Below are 23,719 nucleotides of genomic sequence, written 5' to 3' on the forward strand. Positions count from 1 at the left end.
CTCATGACAAAAGCGTTAGCAATGCTTGTATTGGGTGTTTGGGCGTTATACCTTCAAAACGTTTCACTTGGCTTCGGCATGAGTAACCAGTCATCAAACATCGCTCACTATCTAACGCCTCTAAGTTTGGTTTCCAGCTTAGATTATAAATGTCTTTTGACATTGATACTTTATCAACTTCATGACCAAAGGTGCCAGCCATGCCACAACAGCCGACGGGAACGGTATTGAGCACAGCGCCAAAATGAGAAAAAATCGCACCCCATTCCTTTTCAGCGTTAGGCATTTTGGTTTTTTCCGTACAATGCGCAAACAGATACCACGGTTCCTGTTCTGTTGATTGCTTACCTATTTCGAACTCTTCTAGTCTCGGGTATAACCATTCGTGAGCCGTTAGCACCTCGAAATCGCCTCGCTTACTGCCCAGTACTTCAGCGTATTCATCTCGATAACACAGCACTAAAGCAGGATCGACGCCAACTAATGGGATATCCAGATCCGCGACCATCGCCAAGAACTTCGCCGTATCGGAGGCAGTGTCTTTAAATTGACGTAGGAAGCCTTTAATGTGTTGCGCTTTACCATTCGGTTTAAATGGCAGAAGCACCGGCTGCATGCCCATATTTTTCAATAGCTTCACGAAATCTTCTACAACATCGGCATCGTAGTAGCTAGTGAATGGATCTTGAACAATTAAAACATGCTTGCTCTTTTCAGACGAAGACAAACCGCTGATTGCTTGCAGATCATAAGGCGTTGTCAGCGACTCTACTCGTTGTTTCAGGGTAGGTACTGATAACAACGGCGCATCGACATACCCAATCGTGGATGCCGTTAAGCTTTTCACCCACGACTGCTTCAAAACACCGTTTACGACACCTGGCGCTTTCGCCATCATCGGCAGCATAGTCTCTATGTTCGCAACCAGATAATCTTTCGCTGGACGTTGGTAACGAGAGTGATAAATGTTTAAAAAGCGTGAGCGGAAGCTCGGAACGTCGACTTTAATCGGGCACTGGCTCGCACACGCTTTACATGCCAAACAACCATTCATTGCTTCATAAACTTCATGTGAAAAGTCATAATCGTGACGACGGTTAATAGAGTGACGCACACGCTCAATCATGGTTTTTATCGGGGTTTTGTTTTCTAGCGTTTGCTTCTCTAAGTCAAGAATATCGATCCCTTGTTCAGTGAGCTGGCGCAACCATTCACGAACTAACCCCGCCCGCCCTTTTGGTGAGTGACGGCGATCTGCCGTGACTTTCATAGAAGGGCACATCGGAGAACTGGTGTCATAGTTAAAACACAGGCCATTACCATTACATTCCATTGCTTGCTTGAAGCTGTCACGGACCTGAACATCAATCTGACGATCGAAGTAGCCGCGTTTAGTGCCTGTCACTTTTACTAATTCTGCACCACTGTCTAGCGGTGTGCAGATTTTTCCTGGGTTCATTTTATTGTGTGGATCGAATGCCGACTTTACGCGTCGCAGCTCGGTGAACAACTCCTGGCCAAAGAACTCCGGGCCATACTCAGAGCGAAAGCCTTTACCGTGCTCTCCCCACATCAAACCGCCGTATTTCGCCACCAGTTTGACCACTTCATCAGAGATTTCATGCATCAGTGCTTCCTGGTATGGATCACATAAATCCAACGCAGGGCGCACGTGTAAAACACCCGCATCCACATGACCAAACATGCCGTAATTGAGTGACTTACCGTCAAGAAGCTCACGGAATTCAACAATGAAATCCGCCAAGTTTTCAGGCGGAACACAAGTGTCTTCAGCAAATGCGACTGGCTTAGCACGTCCTTTTGTCGCGCCCAGTAAGCCCACCGCTTTTTTGCGCATATTATAAATACGTCCGATACTCGCAAGGTCGCTACAGACTTGGTAGCCGATAATGCCCGCTTCTTCTGTTTCCAACATGGTATCGAGCTTGGCGGTCAGCGCCGCAACCTGCGCAGCAACTTCTTCTTCGTCCTGACCTGCGTATTCCACCATATTGATACCCAACATTTCTTTATTTGGAACATCGGTAAGTAAATCACTCACGGTGTGCCAGACGATATCTTGCTTCGCGAGATTAAGCACTTTAGAGTCAACGGTTTCGACAGAGAGCGCTTTCGCTTCGACCATGAATGGCGCGTTGCGCAGTGCTGAGTCAAAGCTACTGTATTTTACGTTAACCAACGTCCGCGCTTTCGGAATTGGCGTCAGGTTTAACTTCGCTTCAGTAATAAACGCTAGCGAACCTTCGGCCCCACACAGAATACGAGTGATATCGAAACTATCATCGTCTTCATTTAACGCATTTTTTAAATCGTAACCTGTTAAGAAACGGTTTAGGGCTGGGAACTTATCATTAATTTGTTGACGCTTTTCACGACATACCGATTCCGTAACGCGCAATGCAGTAGCGGCAAATTCACCGTCTTTCGGGTAACCATGAGAGAGATCCGATTCTAAAACAGAACCATCGGCAAAAACGGCTTGAAGCGATAAGACATGATCTGAGGTTTTGCCGTATTTTAATGAGCCTTGACCGGATGCATCCGTATTGACCATTCCGCCGATGGTTGCACGATTACTGGTCGATAAGTCGGGAGAAAAGAAATAACCGTAAGGACGAACAGCATCATTTAACTGATCTTTCACTACACCCGTTTGAACACGAACCCAACCCTCTTCTGCATTAACCTCAAGTACTTGGTTCATGTGGCGGGACAAATCAACCACAATTCCTTTTGTTAAAGACTGACCATTGGTACCAGTACCGCCGCCTCTTGGAGAAAAGGTAATTCTTTCGTACTTTTCTTTATTACTTAGTCTCCCTATCAGGGAAACATCATGAGTGGTTTTGGGATGGACAACCGCCTGAGGAAGTTGTTGGTAGACACTATTATCAGTGGCAACCGCTAATCGACTTGAATATTGGTTTTCTATATCACCAGTAAATCCGGCTTGTTCAAGCTCTTTCAGAAAACTAAGAACAAGAGGATCAACATCAGTTTGCGAGTGTAATCTTGGTAACATTTGCTTCCTGCCCCTACGGCGCTGATCCGATCAGCTTCGGGTTATCTATTGGTTTGCTCACTTCTATACAAGGTGACTATCACAAAGCAAGCCACCATAAAGAGTAAGTAGAGTAATATTTTTTGAATTTGGTCACTTTACAACATTTAAAAAGACGAGCAAATTAGAATCTCCATACAATAATTAAACTTATGCTTTATTTTTTAACGCTTAATGCCTTACATTGGGAGAAAATAGCGTTTCTAGATGAGCTTTCAGAATGAAAAAAAATAAAGTGGTTACAACCGAAGATATCCTTCTCAAACTTTGCCAGTCAGTTTCTGGCGTTCTTACTTCGGCCACCTCTTCTCAAGTCAATTATTCAGCAATGGTGCAAAAAATTAACAAAACTAGCCTCAAGCCAGATTTTGGCTGTTTTGTACTGTTTGATGGCGGGTTTACCGGTTTAGTCGTAATTAACTTTACTGCAAAAGCGGCTTTGGAGATTTATACCAACTACATGCGTGCTATGGGTATGCCAGAAGAAGAATTGGCTATTTCTCATACCTCTGATGAAGTTGGCGATATTCTCGGTGAATTGATGAATCAATTAGTGGGAGATTTCACCAATAAGATTCGCAAAGAACTCCAAACAAATATCACACAAAACCAACCTAAAATGCTCGCACTCAACAAGCAAGTCATTCTGCAGGTTGACACGAACCTTGACCGACCTCAAGCGCGTCGTGTGACGTTCTCTACGGAGAATAACAACATTTTCTACCTGGAGCTGGCGATGGATAAAACGGAGTTTATACAACTAGAAGAATTTGAAATCGCAGAGGACGAAAACCCTGACGACATTTTGGAAGCCACGCGTAAAAACATGGCAGAAAAGCAATCTAAACCTCAAAGTTCAACCGATAACACCGATGATTTACTCAGTCAGCTCGGTTTCTAAAACGTTTGGATGAACACTCAATTTTAACTAGCCTGTTCAAGATCACCTAAAAGCGCTCAGCCTCGCACATGCGAGGCTTGTTTTTATTTATGCCTCTGTATCCTTAATGACACCTTGTATTTCGTTTTTATATCAAAAAAGGTAATATGTCTGACTTCATGAATTTTCTGCTTTCGTTACTGGTTGTCGATGGATAAACAAAAAGCTCTGAAAAAAATTGCCAAGTGTTTAGAACTGGGCAACTCCGCCAACGTTAATGAGGCTGCCAACGCTATCAAGATGGCGCACCGCCTCATGCTCAAATATGGTTTGGATAAAGATGATATTGAGTTTATCAGAATGGGGAAAACACAATCTTCCCACCTGTTACCAACAAATATCAGTGCAACTATATTGCGTGTGATCCGTGGCATTAATACCAAATTCGGAGTTGAAGCCGTACTACTGAATCATAAAGGACTCAAACGTGTTGAGTTTATTGGTGAAGCTGACCGTGCGATTTTTGCTGCGTTTGCTTTCGATATTATTTATCGCGAAATGAACGAGAGTACCGGACAATTCCGGAACAGTTTTGCAGGCACTGGAACTTCCTCCCAAGAAGTGACACGCCGCGTAAACTCTTTTGTCTCAGGCTGGATAGAAGGCGCGATAGAGAAACTCCCTATCATCTCACCAGATGAAGAGTCAGCAAACAAAATCAACGATTATATTGATAAAGAATTCCAAAACATTGACCGAGAAACTTTTAAACAGCAGCTTAGAGAAGCGATGAAAAACCTAACTGAAGACTACGAAGTTGGTTTGAAGAAAGGTCGAAAAGTTTCGGTTAACCGTGGTGTTAGCGGCGAACAAGCAAGGAAAATGTTAGATAATCAATCTGAATAATCAGAATTTACTTTTAACTCGCTGCGCCTTAAAGAAATCGACATCGTTGGGGCATCTTGTTGATAGTGAAAATAAGTTTCTTACAAACTTCTTTTTATTAGCCTTGCTTTTACATAACACATATCAATAACAATTCATTTATAATTATTATCTAATCATGAGGCATGCTTTCGCCTCAGTTTTATACGGAGATTTCCCTTGAAAAAGATGTCTATTGCTCTGGCTCTAGTACTAGCTCTCGCTGGCTGCCAAGCCACTCAACGCCAAAACGCAACAACGGGTGAATACGAAACTAACTCAACCACACAAGGTGCGCTTATTGGTGCCATCACTGGTGCTGCTATCGGCCTAGCTACGGGCGATGACGCAAAAGAACGCCGCCAACATGCTCTCATTGGTGCTGCAGCCGGTGGGGCGACTGGCGCTAGCGTAGGTTATTATTTTGATCAACAAGAAGCAGAGCTACGTCGTGCTTTGCTGAACTCTGGTGTACAAGTTCAACGAGTTGGTGAAAAACAATTGTTACTGCGTATGGAAAACGGCATTGGCTTCTCTTCAAGCTCATACCAACTGAATGCCAGCATTCATAACACCCTTCGCGGAGTGGCTCGCATTCTGGTTGAGTACCCAGATACCAGCTTAGTGATTGATGGCTACACAGATAGTACTGGTAGCGAGTCTTACAACCAAACGTTGTCTGAGCGCCGCGCAGAAGCAGTTCGTCAATTTCTAGTCTCACAAAACGTTGCACCTGGGCGTGCAATTGCACGCGGCTATGGCGAACGTAACCCAATTTGCTCAAACCAAACTTCTGAAGGTCGTGCGTGCAACCGTCGTGTTGAAATCCAGATCTTGCCACTGAAGTAATTTGATAGCACCATAACGGTAATAATAACAATTATCGGAGCAGGCCTAACCATAACCGTTAGGCCTGACATATCAATGCCTTTCAGAATCACTGCCCTTATCTGCTTATTGAGCCTCTGTTTTTCTGGCTATATCTTCGCATCCCAAAGCCCTACAGACCCTGCTGAGCAATTCGAATACGCACAACAATTAGCAGCATCGACAAACTCAGTTCCCTCAGATATTCGTTATTGGTTAGAGCAATCCGCTAGCCAGAATTATATCCCTGCACAAAAACAACTCGCCCGAGACTTTTCTCAAGCCCAAAATGGCCCTATCGACGACACCCGAGCACTTTATTGGCTAGCATCCATCGCACTAAATGATCCCACTGATCGTGGTTTTCTCCTTGCCGAGTTTGTGCGGCATAATAAAGACAGGGTCACAACATCTCAATTAGTGGAAGCTTGGTATCAACTCGCTGCGGTTCAAAACCCCAAAGCCGAAGAAGCCTATAATCAATACTTGGAGCAGCGTTTCAATCAACTGCGGGCCAAGCAAGTGTCAGAAATAGAAGCGCTAGATAGACAGGCGGAATTCTTACCACAAGGAAAGCGCACGGTAACGACACGTTCTGACCAAAACTCATCAGTGTCACAATGGTTAATATGGTTTGGAGCGATAGTATTCATTGCAACCGTCAGCTTAGTTGGATTCAAAACACATCAACAACACAGAAAGACGCGCGAAACCCAAGAAGCAAACCTTATTCAACAACTTAATTCAAAGGTCAACGAGTTGGAGTTCACCAATAAACAACTTAAGCGACAACTAGAGAAAGTTTTCAAAGAGTTTAGGAAAATCCAGACTCATACCGACAATCATAAACTGGCGATTGCATGCGCTATGTTTGGCTACACACCTCAAACCATTCCTGGCATATCAGCAATTAAGCTACGTTACCGACAGCTCTCTAAGCTGTACCATCCTGACGCTAGAGGAAGTGAAGAAGAAATGAAACGATTAAATCAAGCCTTTAAGCTTATCTCACAAAATGTTACACAATCGTAAAAACCAGCATCAACCTAATGACAGCTTTATTCTTACCTCAGTAAAACAAAGGTCCGCAATCGATCTCCCTCTCAAATAAATTAACAGACATTTAACTTGAGTCTCTTTTTTATGCCATAATACTCGGCGAAAAATAACACCTAACAACGCTAAATAATCTAGGTGGGGAGAAAATCAATGTTCACTGAAGAAGGCACCTGTGATTGGTGTAAAAAACCGAGTCTTGTCATTCGTCACGATTATCTAGATGGTAAACACCATCATTCATGTAAAACTTGTTACGACATGGCAAAAATCGACGTATGCCTATTTAATCAAGGCGAATTGCAAATGCGCAAACGCATGCAACGTGCAAGTTAAGCAAGACTGAATCAACGGAACTGATTTTCAAAAGCGCCTTTTTTAAAGGCGCTTTTTGATCTTCTTTGCGAACTCTACTACTCCACCCATTATTCTTACCCCCACTAAAAAACACACTGTATACAACTTAGTAAGCACCTGTATAAAACACATTAAGATCCTAATCACTTCACATTTCTAATCTTTGTCATACATATTAAAAAAATAATTAAACCCAATAAATTCATAAACTTAAATAAAATTTAATTTATTTTTATAGATAAAACCGACAAATAATTTGAGAAAAACTGTTGATCAGCCATCAAAAACAAACTACTGTACAAGCATACAGCATGTATAAAGGAACAGTAAGATGCAGTTACATAGTCAATCTCATACATACTCTCGTCACAACGTATTGGCGCAAACAACTCAACCGATGGCGGTTTCGGATCAGTTTCTTTCTAAGCTGGCCGATCTATCACAACAGAAACAATGGATTATGTTTACTGCGGAGTGTCCTCGCCCTGACTTTGATCAACTTGCAGCCTCTAGCATTTGCTGTAGAAATATTATTCAAATTAAGCCTTCACAACATTTTTCTGAAGTCGAAATCGTTATTAAAGCCATTCAATCTGGTAATGCGAGCGCCGTTGTCGCATCAACCAAAATTGCACTGATGAATCAGTCAATGCTTCGCGATATTGCTCAGCGTTATCAATGCGAAGTCTTTTTCGTCGAAGGCAGAGTTAATAAGTACCATTAATAAGATCGACGTTATCCCCCCTCCATCGCCTCCTTCTCTAAGCTTTAAGGAGGCGTTTTTATCTTGCCAAACAAAGGCAAACGTTTGCTTTTTCTCTGGCGAGTAAAAATAGTTCTGGTATGATGCCCTCATTCGCTTTATTCAGTGCATACTTTCACTGAGTATCTTCTCTTTATGACGTTTGATTAAGATAATAGGAATGTCTCAATGAGCCTTGCTAATCAAGTACTTGCCGTCAATGATGACCTGCCAATTCGTACACAAAAACCCGTTCATAGCGGAAAAGTTCGCTCAGTTTATTGGTTAACTGAAAAAGACAGTGCCCGACTAATCAAAGAAAAAGGATACGATGTTGCTCCAGATGCGCCTCTAGCAATCATGGTAATCAGTGACCGCATATCTGCTTTCGATTGTATTTGGCATGCAGAAGGCGGTCTTAAAGGCGTCCCGGGCAAAGGGGCTGCTCTGAATGCGATTTCTAATCACTGGTTCAAACTATTTAAAGATAACGGACTAGCCGATAGCCACATTCTGGATATCCCTCACCCATTCGTCTGGATCGTACAAAAAGCCAAACCGGTCAAAATTGAAGCGATTTGTCGTCAATACATCACAGGCTCAATGTGGCGAGCTTACGCCAACGGTGCACGCGATTTCTGCGGCATTCAACTTCCAGAGGGTTTGGAAAAAGACAAAGCACTTCCAGAGCTGTTGATGACGCCATCCACCAAAGGGATTCTAAAAGGTATTCCTGATGTGCCAGAAGCGGATGACGTGAATATTACTCGTCAAAACATCGTCGACAACTTCGAAGCCTTTAACTTCTCAAGTGCAAAAGACATAGCGCAATACGAAAAGCTATTAAAAGAAGGCTTTAACGTTATCAGTAACGCACTAAAAGCAATTGACCAAATTTTCGTCGACACTAAATTCGAGTTCGGATATGTTCATGATGCGGCGGGCAATGAAAAGCTGATATACATGGATGAAGTGGGCACACCAGACTCTTCTCGTATTTGGGATGCGAAAGAGTATCAAGCTGGAAATATTGTTGAGAACTCGAAAGAAGGTTTCCGTCAGTTTCTCCTTAACCACTTCCCTGACCCAGATATTCTGCTGAATAAAGAGCGTATGCCGGAACGTGAAACGCTTGCTCGTGACAACGCTTTACCTATTGAGTCTTTGATGGATATTTCGAAGACCTACATCGGTATCGCTGAGAAAATTACGGGCAAACCCATACATTTAAGTGAAAACCCAAAAGCTGAAATTATTGAAATTCTGAGCAAAGAGTATGGGTTGATAGACTAACGACCTCTGATATTTGAACAGTAGTAGCCTAACCAGAACAGTCCGCATTCAAGCGGACTTTTTATTGGTCTCATTCTGGCACGTGTTTTCTCCTTAAGAACAGGACATCCGAACACAAAAAAACGCCCTTCATGTAGGGCGTTTTATTTGTTGCAAGAGTTTAATTTTTGTAAGTGCTAAGAAGACCGCGTTCAGAATTTAATATTAAGTACATCTTGCTCCGTCGCTTCTACTTTTGATTGACTTCGAGACTCTATGTACTCTATCTGTTTTATGTCTAACGCATATGGCATCACAATACGTAACTCATGTATTCCTTCATGTTTTGCTAACTGCATCAAGCGAACTAAATTAGACTCATCGCTCTGACGAGAAGACATCGATTTTAATGCGGCATCCCAAAGGCGATCTTCAGGTAGGCTTACCTCTGCGAGGTTGTGTTTCCACATCAAACCAAAAATGGGAGCGATAGTGGCAAACGCTTCTAAGAAGGTCCACTTCTTACTGCCAGTTGCCCCTAAAAAACTAGTGTAATCGAACTCAATACAAGCCTTACCTTGCTGAACCATTCTATGCCCCCCGACACTCGAAAATGAGATATATCAAATATCGTTCAACTATTTTGATATAGCAATGGGATATAAAACATTCGTCTTTTATTCCTTAATTTATATGCAAAAGGAAATATCAAAACCAGACTTGTAACAAGTAATGTACAGCTTTGCTATATAAGCATTCAATTGATTAATATTTCAGTCGGCAAACTAAAAAAAGCATCTAAGCGACATGAACAATATGAAATTCTTATAGATTCACCAACTTAATACCAAGACCAACTCGAGTCTGTGAATGATCATAGTCAATCAGTGTTTCACCGTAACCATGATAACCCTGAAGATATACGCCAAGAATATCATTGAAGTAAAAAGTATAACCCAGTTCTACTCCACCCTTATCGTCCGCAAAGTTATAGAATCCTCGAGTATTAAAAACGCCAGCGCCGGTATACACTTTTGCCCATAACTCGTACGGCGCGTAGTAGTTTTCCATATCATCATTTTCTGTCGAGATCACCCACCACGCGTGAGCACCATATTCAACGGGCCCAGAAAATCGTTCTGCGGCAATATATAATCGATCCCAACTGCGAGATAGCAAACTCGATTGGCCATTAGATTCGTGCTTATAACCAGTCTCCAAGTGATTGAACAAAAGCATGTTCGATTGATGTGCTAAGAAAACTTGTGGCTTGTAGTTGGTCTCTCTAAATGGAGAGGAAATATCAGAGTTTCCAAGTTGCCAAATCGATTTTTGAGTATAGGACCCGACCAACGCAGTAGCCGAGTTAAATCGATAAAATGGGATAGACGCAGATATTTGAAATTTGACTTCGAAGTCTTGTAAAGAAGAGTCCATTTCAGATACCACTTCCTCATAAGCACCTTGATTAATATTTGAGGTGTATGTGCCTAAGACGTAGTTATCTTCATAAGTAGAAATGTGAGTGATATTTTTCCCATACGCAAATACGGGGCACAACAATAATGGAATTACTTTATACTTCATCATGATCCTTTTGCCACTAAACCATCTGCGGCAATATCATTCCTTATCGTCTTCTTGTTCGACGATAAACAGCAAGAGAAAGCCTCCCCTAGCAATTCTTATTCCACTTTAAAAACATCTACTTTATATCGATAATACGACTGGCTTTTTTATATTGTACCTTCCAGCCAGCCCAACGTGGTAACTCCCAACGTTTTGGGTCTCCTTTGCGGTTACCACCTCGATAGACCACATGCACAAGCTTTCGGGATACAAAATATTTAACATCCAGCTTGAGTTCAGCAAGAAACAGCTCGAGCGGATACTGCTCAGCGAAGTCATCGTATTCCCATGCTGGAACACCATCAAACAACAAGTCATCTGGCTCAAATAAGGCCATATCATCGACACTTTCTATACCCAACGTTTCCAGTTGCTCGCTCAACCAGCTAGAAAAGGTCAGTGACGTAAGAGCTTGAGCACCTGAGGTTTGGTCATTAAGGCCCAGTGCGTTGTATAATTTCCAATGTTGAATTTGTTGTTGTCGTAGAGGTGCAAACCCCGGTAATAAGGTTTCCTTTTCAATCATTTCGATGATGGACTGAATGGCGATTTTGCCTTGTAATTCCTGGTATTCAGTACATATTGTTCTTCCTGCATAAACCAAGTGCATAGTTGCTCTAGGCCTTTCTTCGTCGTAGTTTGTTTCGCCTTGTTGCCATTCGCCAAGCTCTAGTTCGCGCAACAAACGCAGCGGTATCGGCACCATTACCGACGCAAGATTAAGCGTTTGCTTAACGCCTTTACCCGGCACGCTATGACTATCGAGCACTAACGCAGCTTCTTCTTTATCAGGGAAACGACTGCTGCGCCCTACCAACATTTCCAATGTGCCATTTCCTAACGCCTCTCTTCGGCGTGTTCGACGCACGAAAACAAGCTCGGAATGCAAAGCGGCAATGGCTTTAATGAACGCATCACGTTTGTATTGAGAGGCAACATCAAGATCGGGCAGTTCAAACACGTCTCGCATCTGTTTCGCCAAACCTTGCGATTCTTCTAATACGTTGGCATCAACAATAACCCCAGGGAATTGCTCTCCTCGAACCAGACGAATTATCAAAGAGGCATCGCAACCATACCGCTCCTCTTGAGCCAAGATCTCCGCAGATTCGCCACCTTGTAGCTGATAAAATTGCGCGGGAACAGACAATGCAGCGGCTAAATCTATCATTGCTTCTTTCTCTGATTTAGTTTGAATCCTAGAGACAAGATCGGCAAACAATGCATCAATCGGTAATGGATATACTTTTTGGCCGTGCTGTGTGACATTACCATCCTCATCAATGGCTTCCATAGAGAGTAAAGCGAGGTGTGAGGCATTGAGAGATTTTTCTGGGATTAGGTTAAGAAAAGCGAGCTCTGAAAGGCGGTACCCACAGCAAGCCGCTGCCAACATAGGTTCGACGAGCTCTTCTCTGTGCAATTCTGGAGGCGTCACTAATTCTAAAGGCGCATGTTCACCATATAGACGAATACAAGCCCCTTCGGTAACACGGCCTGCCCGACCCATTCGCTGCGCGGCACTGGCCTTAGAAACATGAGTGAGCGTTAGCGCGGTACGTCCATTACGCTGCATCGTTCGACGTTCCAATCCACTGTCAATCACGACTCGGATATTAGGAATCGTGAGCGAGGTTTCAGCGACGTTTGTTGCTAATACTACTTTCCTCTGTTTTTGTTTGGTTAAGGCCCGATGCCTCTCTTGATCACTGACTGAAGCATGGAGCTTCACTACCATTACATCGTCGAGACTCTGTAGCATCTGGGCACATTGAGTAATTTCTTTTCGGCCTGGTAAAAACACCAGAATATCGCCTTCTTCATCTACTAGTGCTTCTTTTACTGCTTTAACAATATCACTTTCACAGCCTTTCTTGTTCGGTAGGTAACGGCTGTCTAGAGAACGATGTGTCACCGTCACAGGAAAGCAACGCCCCTCAGAACGCAAACGCTTAGCATCAAGGTAATAAGCGAGCTTTTCTCCTTCTAACGTCGCGGAGGTGACAATCAAACGATGCTGATTTTCTTGCTTCAACATTGCCGTTAGTAGATCAATGTCCCAACGGCGCTCGTGAAACTCGTCCACTATCACAATATCGAAGCTTGCCAGCTTGTCTTCCGTAAACCATCGCAGTGCCACGCCCGGAGTGACAAATACGACCTCAGTATTGAGATCAAAGTAGGCATGAAGTTTAATCGCGTAACCCACTTTACAACCTATTGGCTCACCAGATTGCTCTGCAAGAAACTCAGCTAATGAGGTACAAGCGATTCGACGTGGTTCAATAACCAGCACGCGTCCGTATTTTGCCGCCCACATAGGCAAACGGGTGGATTTACCCGAGCCTGTTTCTGCTTCCACCACGAGGTGGCTGTGGTTCACATGTTGGTCAAACTCGGCTTGTAAGCTATCGATTGGTAGTTGGAACATAGAAATTGGATTTTATTTGGTGATGCAGAACATTATACCCAAGTAAAAAAATCCTGCTTTAGGTATCCCTAAACAACAAATATTGCCGATATTTTCGTCGGTATTTGAGTTTTTTTGCGACATTACCTTGATGTGCATCAACGTATGTTTACAACCAAATGGTGAACCCGTTAAAATTTAGTGCGCATCTTTCAACCCTACATAAGGCACCCAATGAACAACGATAAACGCCCACTATATATTCCATATGCGGGTCCAGCTCTTTTGGCTACCCCTCTTTTGAACAAAGGCAGTGCATTCTCTGCTGAAGAACGTAGTTCATTCAACTTAGAAGGTCTACTTCCAGAGTCCACCGAAACTATCCAAGAGCAGGTAGAGCGTGCCTACCAGCAATACAAGAGTTTCGAAAGCGATATGGATAAGCACATTTACCTGCGCAACATCCAAGATACCAACGAAACGCTTTACTACCGCCTCGTTCAAAATCACATTTCCGAGATGATGCCTATCATCTATACGCCAACCGTTGGCGCAGCATGTGAAAACTTCTCGAATATTTATCGGCGTGGTCGTGGTCTTTTTATCTCATACCCGAACCGTGACCGTATTGATGATCTGTTGAATAACGCAGCCAACCACAACGTTAAAGTTATCGTTGTGACGGATGGTGAGCGAATTCTTGGTTTGGGTGACCAAGGTATCGGTGGTATGGGCATTCCTATCGGTAAGCTCTCGCTTTACACCGCTTGTGGTGGTATCAGCCCTGCTTACACGCTGCCAATCGTCCTTGATGTGGGTACCAATAACCCACAACGTTTGGCTGATCCGATGTACATGGGGTGGCGTCATCCTCGTATTACTGGCGCTGAATACGATGCATTTGTGGAAGAGTTTATCCGAGCAGTGCAACGCCGTTGGCCTGACGCACTGATCCAATTTGAAGATTTCGCCCAGAAAAACGCAATGCCTTTACTAGAACGTTACAAAGATCGCGTGTGCTGCTTTAATGATGATATTCAAGGCACTGCCGCTGTGACGGTAGGATCTCTTTTAGCAGCATGTAAAGCGGCAGGTACTCAGCTGTCTAAACAACGTATTACGTTCCTCGGTGCAGGCTCTGCTGGCTGTGGTATCGCAGAAGCGATCATTGCTCAGATGGTATCAGAAGGTATTTCTGATGCTGAGGCTCGCTCGCAAGTTTACATGGTCGACCGTTGGGGTCTGTTGCAAGAAGGCATGCCTAACCTTCTTGATTTCCAACAACGTTTAGTGCAAAAGCACAGCAATACAAAAGAGTGGGAAAATGAAGGAAATGGCTTCTCACTATTAGACGTTATGCGTAACGCCAAACCAACGGTACTGATTGGTGTGTCTGGTGCTCCAGGTCTCTTTAGCCAAGAAGTGATCGAAGAGATGCACAAGCACTGTAAGCGTCCGATTGTCTTCCCACTATCGAACCCAACAAGCCGTGTAGAAGCAACACCAAACGACATCATTCGTTGGACAAACGGTGAAGCATTGGTAGCAACAGGCAGTCCATTCGAACCCGTGGTACATGAAGGCCGTTCTTACCCTATTGCGCAATGTAACAATAGCTACATTTTCCCTGGTATTGGCCTTGGTGTACTAGCAGTAAACGCTAAACGTGTGACTGATGAAATGCTAATGGAATCTAGCCGAGCGCTAGCAACTTGCTCTCCTTTAGCCATTAACGGCCACGGTGCTTTACTTCCACCTTTGGAAGAAATCCACTCTGTATCGAAAAAAATCGCGTTTGCCGTGGGTAAAAAAGCCATTGAGCAGGGGGTCGCTCTAGAAATCACGGATGAAGCATTGAACGTTGCGATTGAACAGTCATTCTGGCAACCGGTATACCGCCGCTATAAACGCACCGCGTTCTAAGATTTAGACATTTAGTTTAATAATTAGCCCCTATACTCTAGGGGCTTTTATTTTTTATCATCCTAACCAAATTTTGGCATAAATTGACTTCTCTCTTTTCGTTTCTATCAGATATGATGAGGGCTACATTTTTAGTTAAGGATATAAAACGTTTTGTTGTTTTCTCGCATAAGATCAAAGTGGAAGCTGAAATTTTCTTGGCCTCGGCTCGCTTTGATTTTGTCGCTCTCTGTACTTAGTCTGCTTGTTTCTGTTATTGCCATCGACCGATGGGTGGTCTTACAAGCCCAAGAGAGCATTTTCACAGATTACGACCAGATACCTCAACACGAGGTCGCTGTGGTTCTTGGTACCAGTAAATATATCGGTAAGATCCTTAACACGTATTATACTCATCGCATCAATGCAGCGATTGAGCTTTACAATCAAGGTAAGGTAAAGCAGTTTTTATTGAGTGGCGATAACGCTCATCGCTCTTACAACGAGCCTTGGACAATGAAACGTGATTTGCTCAAAGCAGAAGTGCCAGAAGGTGTGATTCACCTTGATTATGCTGGCTTTCGCACGCTGGACTCGATTGTCAGAGCAAAAAAAATTTTTGCTTCTGACCGTTTTCTGATTGTGACTCAACGTTTCCACTGTGAACGTGCACTGTTTATTGCTGGTGCTTATAACATTGACGCCCAGTGTCTTGCCGTAGCAGGTCCAGCAACAGGTAAACAAAAAACATCGATGCGCATTCGTGAACTTCTCGCACGCGTAAAGGCTTTCTTAGATCTTTACATCATTAACACGCAGCCAAAGTTTCTTGGACCTCAAGAGCCCATTATTGCAGTAAAAGAAATAACAAAAGAGCCAAACGAACCTTTGCAAGTTCCTGTCGAATAAAGGCCCAAACCTTTCGCATAATTAATAACATTTCTATAAAACAAATGGGTGGTATCCTACCCATTTCCAATTCTTAATATCACATTTTCTTATTTGCTCTACAATTCAGACAAAACTCCGACACACATTCCAAGTAACATTTAATCAATAAATAACTACAAGTCAGTTACTTTGCCATAAAAAAACCGACAAAAGGCAATGCAAAAGGAGCACAACCCATGACCGCACTCGCTGTAACATTGAAGAACTGGTTCTTCACTCGCAACAGCATGATTTTGAACGCAAATATAATACTGTTCATTATTTTGTTTAATACCCTACCCTTTGAGCCTCAAGTCGTAACCGGCCTAAGCATCTTAGTTTTTGTTGCTATTCTTTGGTTAACTGAAGCGATTCACGTCAGCATTACTGCGCTTCTCATACCATTACTCGCGGTATTCTTAGGCGTGTTTAACACGCAAGCAGCGCTGAACAACTTTTCAAACTCCATCATCTTTTTGTTCTTAGGTGGTTTTGCACTCGCAGCGGCTTTACATAAACAAAAACTAGACCAAGCGATTGCCGATAAAGTATTGACATTAGCGCAAGGGAAAATGTCGGTTGCCGTCTTCATGTTATTTGGAGTCAGTGCTGGTCTATCAATGTGGATTTCTAACACCGCGACTACCGCAATGATGCTGCCCCTCGTACTGGGTGTGATGACGAAACTGGATGCAAAGAAAAATCACAGTACGTTTTTATTCGTGCTACTTGGCGTCGCTTATAGTGCTTCAATTGGTGGTATTGCAACGCTTGTTGGTAGCCCACCAAACGCAATTGCGGCAGCTGAAGTCGGCTTAAACTTTACAGAATGGATGAAATTAGGCGTACCAATTTCATTGGTGCTAATGCCAATCGCAATCCTCATCCTCTACACTATGACGAAACCAGATCTAAGCCACACCTTCGAGCTTGAGCATAAACCTGTCGAGTGGACTAACGGAAAAATGATTACGTTGGCGATTTTTCTACTCACTGTAACGTTATGGATTTTTAGTAAACCAATCAACGCCATGCTGGGTGGCTTCGCCAAATTCGATACGCTTGTGGCGATTGGTGCAATTTTATTACTGGGTGCGTCTCGTGCCGTTGAGTGGAAAGATATTGAGAAAACGACCGATTGGGGCGTATTAATCCTATTCGGTGGTGGTATCTGTTTGAGTAACGTGCTGAAAGTAACAGGAACAAGCGTATTCTTAGCGCACAGCTTGTCAGGTTTTCTAGAACAAGCAGGTATCCTTCTGACTATTCTGGCCGTGGTTGCGTTCGTTGTGTTTTTGACCGAGTTTGCAAGTAATACCGCCAGCGCCGCTTTATTAGTGCCTGTATTTGCAACCATTGCCGAAGCGCTTGGTATGTCTCCGGTCATCCTATCGGCATTGATTGCCGTCGCCGCATCTTGCGCGTTCATGTTGCCAGTGGCCACACCTCCAAACGCAATTGTGTTTGGTACAGGGCACATCAAACAAAAAGAAATGATGAGAATAGGATTAGTCTTAAACATTGCCTGTATCGGTGCCTTAACCCTATTTGCTTGGATGTTCTGGTAAAAATCGTTAACTCGATGAGTACTACACTGTTGTTCACGGTAATCGAATTGACTACCTAAACGTTCATAAAGTGATGTTCAGCAGTTTCCTCTTGGTGGCCAGTCGGCCACCTTCTTATTCATGTAAAACTGCCTAAAATTGCTAGATTCAGATTTTCTCATCTTCGGAATATATGCCTCTATACGACATAAAAACAACAACGCCCTTTCAACCTAGCTAACCAAACGCCTAACGGCGACAGTCAGATACAAAAAAGCCGTCGTATTTTCTTTCACAAGCTCAATACAACGGCCCTTTTCAACAGAAACACTGAATATTTAAACTATTAGCGCATTATTTACGCTTACTTGGGGTAGTTAAGTAATCCGTAGTTCACTTCAACACGATTTCGACCATTACGTTTGGCTAGATACAATACTTCGTCAGCCCTTGCCATGGTTTCTGTTACGCGTTCATTCTGCATTTGCGCGACACCAATACTGCACGTTAATACTTCACCATGAACCCACAAGTGATTTGCTACATTTTTACGAATCATCTCAGCCCTTTTCACTGCTTGTTCGATATTAGTATCAGGGCAAAAAACCACGAACTCTTCTCCACCCCAACGAACAAGTCGGTCATCAGGGTAGATGGAACCCGCGACTACCATGACAAACTCTCTTAGAATATCATCTCCCATTTGATGTCCGAACTCATCGTTCAGCTTCTTAAATTTATCCAAATCTAAGTAAAGGATACTCAGTGTGTTATAACTCCAACGTACTTGCCTCGTTTGTTGTTCGAGCCAATGCTGCACGGCATGACGGTTCATCGCCCCTGTGAGTGCATCTCGATGAGCTAACTCTGCAAACTCGAAATTTTGGGCTCTGAGCGTTCCATTCACTTTCTCTAAGTGTCGATGGCGTTTTTCCGCTTTTTCATAAGCAGCTCTATTATTACGCAGTTCATGTAAAGAATAAGCCCCCCCCAGCGCCATCCAAGAAAGCAATAGCGCATATAACAACGTTTCTTTCTTAAGGTAAGCACCTTCAAACTCGATCTTATCAATAATGATTTTGTGCTCACCAAGAGCCGCCTCAGATCCAGTAGCTATATCAATACGAGTAACATTAGAGAATTCGGGGGCGGAGTGTTCAATGCCCACTTTATTGTCCGCCAACCACCAGGTCATCACCTGTAGATTTTTGATTGGAATTTCGATGACGTCATTTGAACCTGAGGAAGAAAACTGCATGCCATTGTATTTTATCGTGTACTCCTCATCAGGCTTCGAGTACTCAGGGTTATAATTTCTCAGATATAAACGAAGTTCATGACCCGGATTGACACCAATTCCGGCCTCCTCATATCGGATTTTTAGACGAATCGTATGGTAACTTGAAAGATTAATGCCCTGCGTTGGCGTTGCAGTATCGGTATACACAGAAATCCCACAGTAAGGCCAAGCGTAGGAGCTTTGTTTTAAGTCACAGTTGAGTATTAAACGTTGCTGATCATAAGTAATTTCTGCTTCACTCATCCCCCCTTCGCTCGAATCCTTGGTTGCATAAATTTCAAACTGGTCTGGTGTAATAACGAGCTGGCGCGTATCCCCAAGAACACTGTAAAGCGCAACCAAACTAATAGTACAAATCGAAAGGGCATAGATTAATTTGTGTATCCACTTCATGGACAAGTGACCTGCTAAGCCTATATACGGAACAATGTACTTAATAATATTTCTAACTTCAAATAAACCATTTATCAATAAACATGGCTTACTTTTTATTTGTGAAGCATTTCACAGCCGATCCGACTTTGTTTCGCGCATGCATATCACCACACCTCTCTCATTTTTTGAGTTGAAACATTTTGTTTTAATACCGCTGTCAACCCTGCATCTCAGTGTCAGTTCGGTATATACTGTGCAAAAACACAATAATGAGTAATGTCATGTCATTAAATACAACAGGTACGCTCAACAAAATGCGTGCGTCTTTGGATGGTGATGTAAGCTACCGTCTTCCCGTTGGTGATGAAGAGATCGATCTGTCACCATTTCTTGGTAAAACACTGACACTTACCCATACTGGCAATATTTTTTGTTGTTCATGTGGTAAGAAAACAAAGAAAAGTTATTCCCAAGGGCACTGCTTTTTATGTATGAAGAAGCTAGCGAGCTGCGACATGTGCATCATGAAGCCAGAGACCTGCCATTATGACCAAGGTACCTGTCGCGAACCGCAATGGGGCGAAGAAAACTGCATGGTGGATCACTTTGTCTACCTATCCAATACATCAAGCTTGAAAGTCGGTATCACCCGTCACACACAGATCCCAACTCGTTGGATTGATCAAGGCGCAACTCAAGGTCTGCCAATATTCAAAGTAAAAACTCGCTATATCTCAGGTTTAATTGAAGTCGAATTAGCAAAACATATCGCAGACAAAACAAACTGGCGCACATTGCTTAAAGGCGATGGTGAACCAATGGCTCTGCAAGATCGGTTTGCTGAACTATTGCCTTTGGTCGAAGATAAGATTGCTGAGATAAAACAGCAATTCGGTGCCGATGCAATAGAAACATTGAATGAGAGCACTACCGACCTTAGCTATCCGGTGCAACAGCATCCAACCAAGATCACTTCTCATAACTTCGATAAAAACCATGTTGTTACTGGTACTTTGCAAGGCATCAAAGGCCAATACTTGATTTTTGACACTGGCGTGATCAACGTACGAAAGTTCACTTCCTATGAAGTGGAAGTCAGCGCCTAATCGCTGATATAACTGATTGGTTCAAATAAAAACGAAAAAGCTCGAGTTTTACTCGAGCTTTTTTTTCTATCAGACAAAAATGGTCAGTTATGCATCAAGGATATTTTCCAGTACATCGAACAACATATCGACTTCTTCTATTGTGTTGTAATGCATGCAACCAATTCGTACCACACCACCCGACTCTTCTAGACTAAGTTGACGAACTAAGCCCAGCGCATAAAAATGACCGTTCCAAACACAGATGTTGTGTTCGCCTAGCGTTTTCGCGATAAACTCCGGTGAATAAAGGTCGAATGTTAGCGCAAACGTTGGTGTGCGGAGTTGGCTATCTTCCTTCGCAATACCAAATAGATTGACGCCATCTAGTGCACCTAAACGCTGTAAGAAGCGCGTACTCAAGCGTTGCTCATGTTGTTCATACAATTGGTAGCTTTGCTCCAATCGTTGACGAAGAGGTAAACCGGCTTCACCAAATTGAGCCAGATACTCAACCGCCGTAACCACACCAGCCAGACCTTCAAAACTTTGCGTCCCCGTTTCAAATCGGCCTGGGCCAATATTGGTTGCAGGCTCCACTTTATATGGACGAATACTGTGCAGCCACTGGTCGGCAATGTAAGCAATACCAACGTGCGGGCCGAAAAACTTGTAAGCAGAGCACGCTAAAAAGTCACAACCCAACGCTTGAACATCAACCAAGTGATGCGGCGCGTAATGAACGGCATCCACATAAACTTGTGCCCCAACGTTGTGCGCCATGCTGACTACTCGCTGCACATCCACGATAGAACCCGTCGTATTCGATGCATAGGTCACCGCGACAAGGCGTGTTTTATCAGAAAGAAGACTGCTTAAATGCTCCAAGTCCAACGTACAATCATCTTCGTTGATACGAACCTGATGAACGATAACGCCTTTATCTTCTGCCGCTTGCTGCCAGCTAGACACATTCGAATAGTGGTCCAAAGCAGAAACAATAACCTCATCTCCCTCTTGCCAATCTCGGCTAATCGCACGACTAAGCTGAAAGGTTAACGATGTCATGTTCGCGCCGAAGACAATATTGCCAGATGACGGCGCATTGAGCAGAGCTTGCGCTGACTCGCGTGCATTTTGCATCACCTCAACCGTCTTTTGGCTAGAAAAATAATGCCCGCCTAAGTTGGCGTTGAAACGACCTAAATACCCTACCATGCTATCTAGAACCGATTGAGGTACTTGTGATCCTCCTGGACCATCAAAAAACGTCACAGGTTTGTCGTTATGGTATTGAGCGAGTGCCGGAAACTGCTCTCTGATCAGATTAAGATTGAAGTTCATTACGCTTATCCGTAGCCGTGAGTACAAACACATCCATATGACCCGCCTCATCATCAATGACAGAACGGATTGGGCACGCGTTGTGCCACAGTTTACTGTCGGCCAATATTGCGACCTCACCTGTCTCTAACACCTTACGGAAAAATGGGGCTTGGTTATGACTGCTGTACAGCATGATGTCGCCACCAATGATGTTATGGCGTCCTACGCCGACCATTGCAATGTGATCAAAACCGTCTTGGTGCACACCTTCAGGTGCCACTTGGGTTTCTTCTTCTAGCGCAGTGATGCGGATTTGGTGAATTTCTATTTCCTGACCATTAGGCAGATGATTCGCATTGACAAACAATTCGCACATTTCTCGGAAACCATCGCTGGTGAGAATATCCTTCTCAATCGGCTCAAATTGTCTTACAACGTTACCTTGAAACCGGTTGATGTCAGACGATTGAACAAAGTTGTTTTTGTTTAAATCAATGACTTTACCGTTATCAAAACCAACCACAGAATAACGTCTTAGTCGATACTGACCATCTGCATGCTCGGTATGAGGCAGTTCTTCAAACGATGGGGAAAGTTGCTCAATGGCTGCCATGCTGAGCTGTGTTAAATGCAGAGTATTCTCACGTGAATGTAACATCATTGGCTCCTTTAATGAGGCACATTAATTAACATTTAGTTTACACACTAGGTTACGCAAATATCCTGCAATTGCCAGCTTTTAACGTTGATAGCTTCAACAGAACAACAAAAACAACATAACAGACCAAGCACTAGTTAAAACACAGAGCCATGTTTCAGTTTTGCGCTTTGGCGATATTTGAAACTAGACTTCTCTACTACGAATAGAATTTTATGCTAGAAGTCAACGTTCTTTATCAATCTTTAGTGGGTTCTAATCTATAACCAATTATTCGTTCACAATCGTTGTTTATACTTTTAAAGCACTAAGAATTTCCATACAATCGAAAAATATGTTCAGCCCTTTTTTGGAGCCATAATGAGCGACGTAAAACATTGTAAACTATTAATTCTTGGTTCTGGTCCAGCAGGATACACAGCAGCCGTCTACGCTGCTCGTGCTAACCTAAACCCTGTGCTTGTGACGGGAATGCAACAAGGTGGTCAACTAACCACCACCACTGAAGTTGAAAACTGGCCAGGCGACGCTGAAGGCCTGACAGGCCCTGCCCTCATGGATCGCATGAAAGAACACGCCGAGCGTTTCGAAACTGAGATCGTGTTTGATCACATCAACGAAGTGGAACTATCACAACGCCCATTCCGTTTAAAAGGTGACTCAGGCGAGTACACATGTGACGCATTGATTATTTCTACAGGCGCATCTGCAAAATACCTAGGTCTTGAATCTGAAGAAGCGTTTAAAGGACGTGGTGTATCTGCATGTGCAACCTGTGACGGTTTCTTCTACCGTAACCAGAAAGTGGCCGTTGTGGGCGGTGGTAACACTGCTGTTGAAGAAGCGCTATACCTATCTAACATTGCATCTGAAGTCCACTTGATCCACCGCCGCGACTCATTCCGCGCAGAAAAGATCTTAGTGGATCGTCTTATGGATAAGGTGGAAAATGGCAATATCATTCTTCATACCGATCGTACATTAGATGAAGTACTTGGCGACGACATGGGCGTAACTGGCGTTCGTATTAAAGACGTCAACACAGGTACGACTGAAGATCTTGAAGTGATGGGGGCGTTTATTGCGATCGGCCACCAGCCAAACACGCAAATCTTTGCAGGCCAACTCGACATGAAAGATGATTACATCATCGTTAAGTCAGGCCTAGAAGGCAACGCAACGCAAACCAGTATCGAAGGTGTATTCGCCGCGGGCGATGTTATGGACCATAACTACCGTCAAGCGATCACATCAGCAGGTACGGGTTGTATGGCTGCATTAGACGCTGAGCGTTTCTTAGACTCACTTGGTGACAAATAACTTTTCACATTTGTGTCATGTCCTTAAAACCCAGCGGTATTCCCGCTGGGTTTTCTT

19 protein-coding genes are annotated in these 23,719 nt (G+C 43.5%); 12 read left to right on the top strand and 7 right to left on the bottom strand.

Annotated elements, in window-relative coordinates; translation table 11 throughout:
• Window position 1: 1 nt before the first annotated feature.
• Entirely contained in the window at window positions 2-3,043 is a 3,042-nt protein-coding gene (ydiJ, locus tag AC3D28_RS05055) for a D-2-hydroxyglutarate dehydrogenase YdiJ (protein ID WP_488535755.1), read from the bottom strand.
• 259 nt (window positions 3,044-3,302) lie between these two features.
• Between ydiJ and AC3D28_RS05060 the strand changes: the two genes are divergently transcribed.
• The 7 genes from AC3D28_RS05060 (at window position 3,303) to AC3D28_RS05090 (ending at window position 9,201) form a co-directional block, all read left to right on the top strand.
• Window positions 3,303-3,983, top strand: a complete 681-nt coding sequence (locus tag AC3D28_RS05060; protein WP_098415446.1) for a DUF3334 family protein — start codon at window positions 3,303-3,305, stop codon at window positions 3,981-3,983.
• A 189-nt stretch (window positions 3,984-4,172) separates the two neighbouring features.
• Window positions 4,173-4,868, top strand: a complete 696-nt coding sequence (locus AC3D28_RS05065; protein WP_098415445.1) for a DUF2786 domain-containing protein — start codon at window positions 4,173-4,175, stop codon at window positions 4,866-4,868.
• Between the two features lie 198 nt (window positions 4,869-5,066).
• Window positions 5,067-5,735 (top strand): YiaD family glycine zipper/OmpA-like lipoprotein, encoded by a 669-nt coding sequence (locus AC3D28_RS05070; RefSeq protein WP_488535756.1) that lies wholly within the window; start codon window positions 5,067-5,069, stop codon window positions 5,733-5,735.
• A gap of 75 nt (window positions 5,736-5,810) precedes the next feature.
• Window positions 5,811-6,785: a J domain-containing protein gene (locus AC3D28_RS05075; RefSeq protein WP_488535757.1), complete on the top strand. Its 975-nt coding sequence runs from the start codon at window positions 5,811-5,813 to the stop codon at window positions 6,783-6,785.
• A gap of 177 nt (window positions 6,786-6,962) precedes the next feature.
• Window positions 6,963-7,145 carry a hypothetical protein gene (locus AC3D28_RS05080; RefSeq protein ID WP_179885644.1) on the top strand — a complete coding sequence of 61 codons (183 nt, stop codon included), beginning with the start codon at window positions 6,963-6,965 and terminating at the stop codon, window positions 7,143-7,145.
• Window positions 7,146-7,497: 352 nt separating this feature from the next.
• Entirely contained in the window at window positions 7,498-7,890 is a 393-nt protein-coding gene (locus tag AC3D28_RS05085) for a SulA-like leucine-rich domain-containing protein (RefSeq protein ID WP_098415441.1), read from the top strand.
• A gap of 207 nt (window positions 7,891-8,097) precedes the next feature.
• Window positions 8,098-9,201: a phosphoribosylaminoimidazolesuccinocarboxamide synthase gene (locus AC3D28_RS05090; RefSeq protein WP_488535758.1), complete on the top strand. Its 1,104-nt coding sequence runs from the start codon at window positions 8,098-8,100 to the stop codon at window positions 9,199-9,201.
• A gap of 191 nt (window positions 9,202-9,392) precedes the next feature.
• On the opposite strand, the gene AC3D28_RS05095 is transcribed toward AC3D28_RS05090, so the two are convergent.
• The 3 genes from AC3D28_RS05095 to AC3D28_RS05105 all read right to left on the bottom strand — a co-directional run bounded on the left by AC3D28_RS05095 (window position 9,393) and on the right by AC3D28_RS05105 (window position 13,240).
• Window positions 9,393-9,770 carry a transporter gene (locus tag AC3D28_RS05095; RefSeq protein ID WP_488535759.1) on the bottom strand — a complete coding sequence of 126 codons (378 nt, stop codon included), beginning with the start codon at window positions 9,768-9,770 and terminating at the stop codon, window positions 9,393-9,395.
• A 235-nt stretch (window positions 9,771-10,005) separates the two neighbouring features.
• Window positions 10,006-10,767 (bottom strand): phospholipase A, encoded by a 762-nt coding sequence (locus AC3D28_RS05100; protein WP_098415438.1) that lies wholly within the window; start codon window positions 10,765-10,767, stop codon window positions 10,006-10,008.
• A gap of 118 nt (window positions 10,768-10,885) precedes the next feature.
• Entirely contained in the window at window positions 10,886-13,240 is a 2,355-nt protein-coding gene (locus AC3D28_RS05105) for a helicase-related protein (RefSeq protein ID WP_488535760.1), read from the bottom strand.
• Between the two features lie 213 nt (window positions 13,241-13,453).
• Here AC3D28_RS05105 and AC3D28_RS05110 point away from each other — a divergent pair, with 213 nt between their 5' ends.
• The 3 genes from AC3D28_RS05110 (at window position 13,454) to AC3D28_RS05120 (ending at window position 17,619) form a co-directional block, all read left to right on the top strand.
• Window positions 13,454-15,142 carry an NAD-dependent malic enzyme gene (locus AC3D28_RS05110; protein ID WP_488535761.1) on the top strand — a complete coding sequence of 563 codons (1,689 nt, stop codon included), beginning with the start codon at window positions 13,454-13,456 and terminating at the stop codon, window positions 15,140-15,142.
• 153 nt (window positions 15,143-15,295) lie between these two features.
• Window positions 15,296-16,030, top strand: coding sequence for a SanA/YdcF family protein (locus AC3D28_RS05115; protein ID WP_488535762.1), 735 nt, complete (start codon window positions 15,296-15,298; stop codon window positions 16,028-16,030).
• A gap of 218 nt (window positions 16,031-16,248) precedes the next feature.
• Window positions 16,249-17,619 carry an SLC13 family permease gene (locus AC3D28_RS05120; protein WP_488535763.1) on the top strand — a complete coding sequence of 457 codons (1,371 nt, stop codon included), beginning with the start codon at window positions 16,249-16,251 and terminating at the stop codon, window positions 17,617-17,619.
• Window positions 17,620-17,962: 343 nt separating this feature from the next.
• On the opposite strand, the gene AC3D28_RS05125 is transcribed toward AC3D28_RS05120, so the two are convergent.
• On the bottom strand, window positions 17,963-19,291 hold the full coding sequence (locus AC3D28_RS05125; protein WP_488535764.1) for a GGDEF domain-containing protein: 1,329 nt from the start codon (window positions 19,289-19,291) through the stop codon (window positions 17,963-17,965).
• A 263-nt stretch (window positions 19,292-19,554) separates the two neighbouring features.
• On the opposite strand from AC3D28_RS05125, the gene AC3D28_RS05130 reads away from it, so the two are divergent.
• Window positions 19,555-20,379 carry a DUF2797 domain-containing protein gene (locus tag AC3D28_RS05130; protein ID WP_488535765.1) on the top strand — a complete coding sequence of 275 codons (825 nt, stop codon included), beginning with the start codon at window positions 19,555-19,557 and terminating at the stop codon, window positions 20,377-20,379.
• Window positions 20,380-20,466: 87 nt separating this feature from the next.
• On the opposite strand, the gene AC3D28_RS05135 is transcribed toward AC3D28_RS05130, so the two are convergent.
• On the bottom strand, window positions 20,467-21,702 hold the full coding sequence (locus AC3D28_RS05135; protein ID WP_488535766.1) for a cysteine desulfurase-like protein: 1,236 nt from the start codon (window positions 21,700-21,702) through the stop codon (window positions 20,467-20,469).
• A complete protein-coding gene (locus AC3D28_RS05140; RefSeq protein ID WP_488536057.1) occupies window positions 21,686-22,342 on the bottom strand; it encodes a 2OG-Fe dioxygenase family protein in 657 nt (218 codons plus the stop codon). Before AC3D28_RS05140 ends, AC3D28_RS05135 begins: the two co-directional genes overlap by 17 nt.
• Window positions 22,343-22,702: 360 nt before the next feature.
• Here AC3D28_RS05140 and trxB point away from each other — a divergent pair, with 360 nt between their 5' ends.
• Window positions 22,703-23,662 carry a thioredoxin-disulfide reductase gene (trxB, locus tag AC3D28_RS05145; protein WP_488535767.1) on the top strand — a complete coding sequence of 320 codons (960 nt, stop codon included), beginning with the start codon at window positions 22,703-22,705 and terminating at the stop codon, window positions 23,660-23,662.
• Window positions 23,663-23,719: the final 57 nt, after the last annotated feature.

Source organism: Vibrio sp. TAP-3B (genome assembly GCF_057784735.1).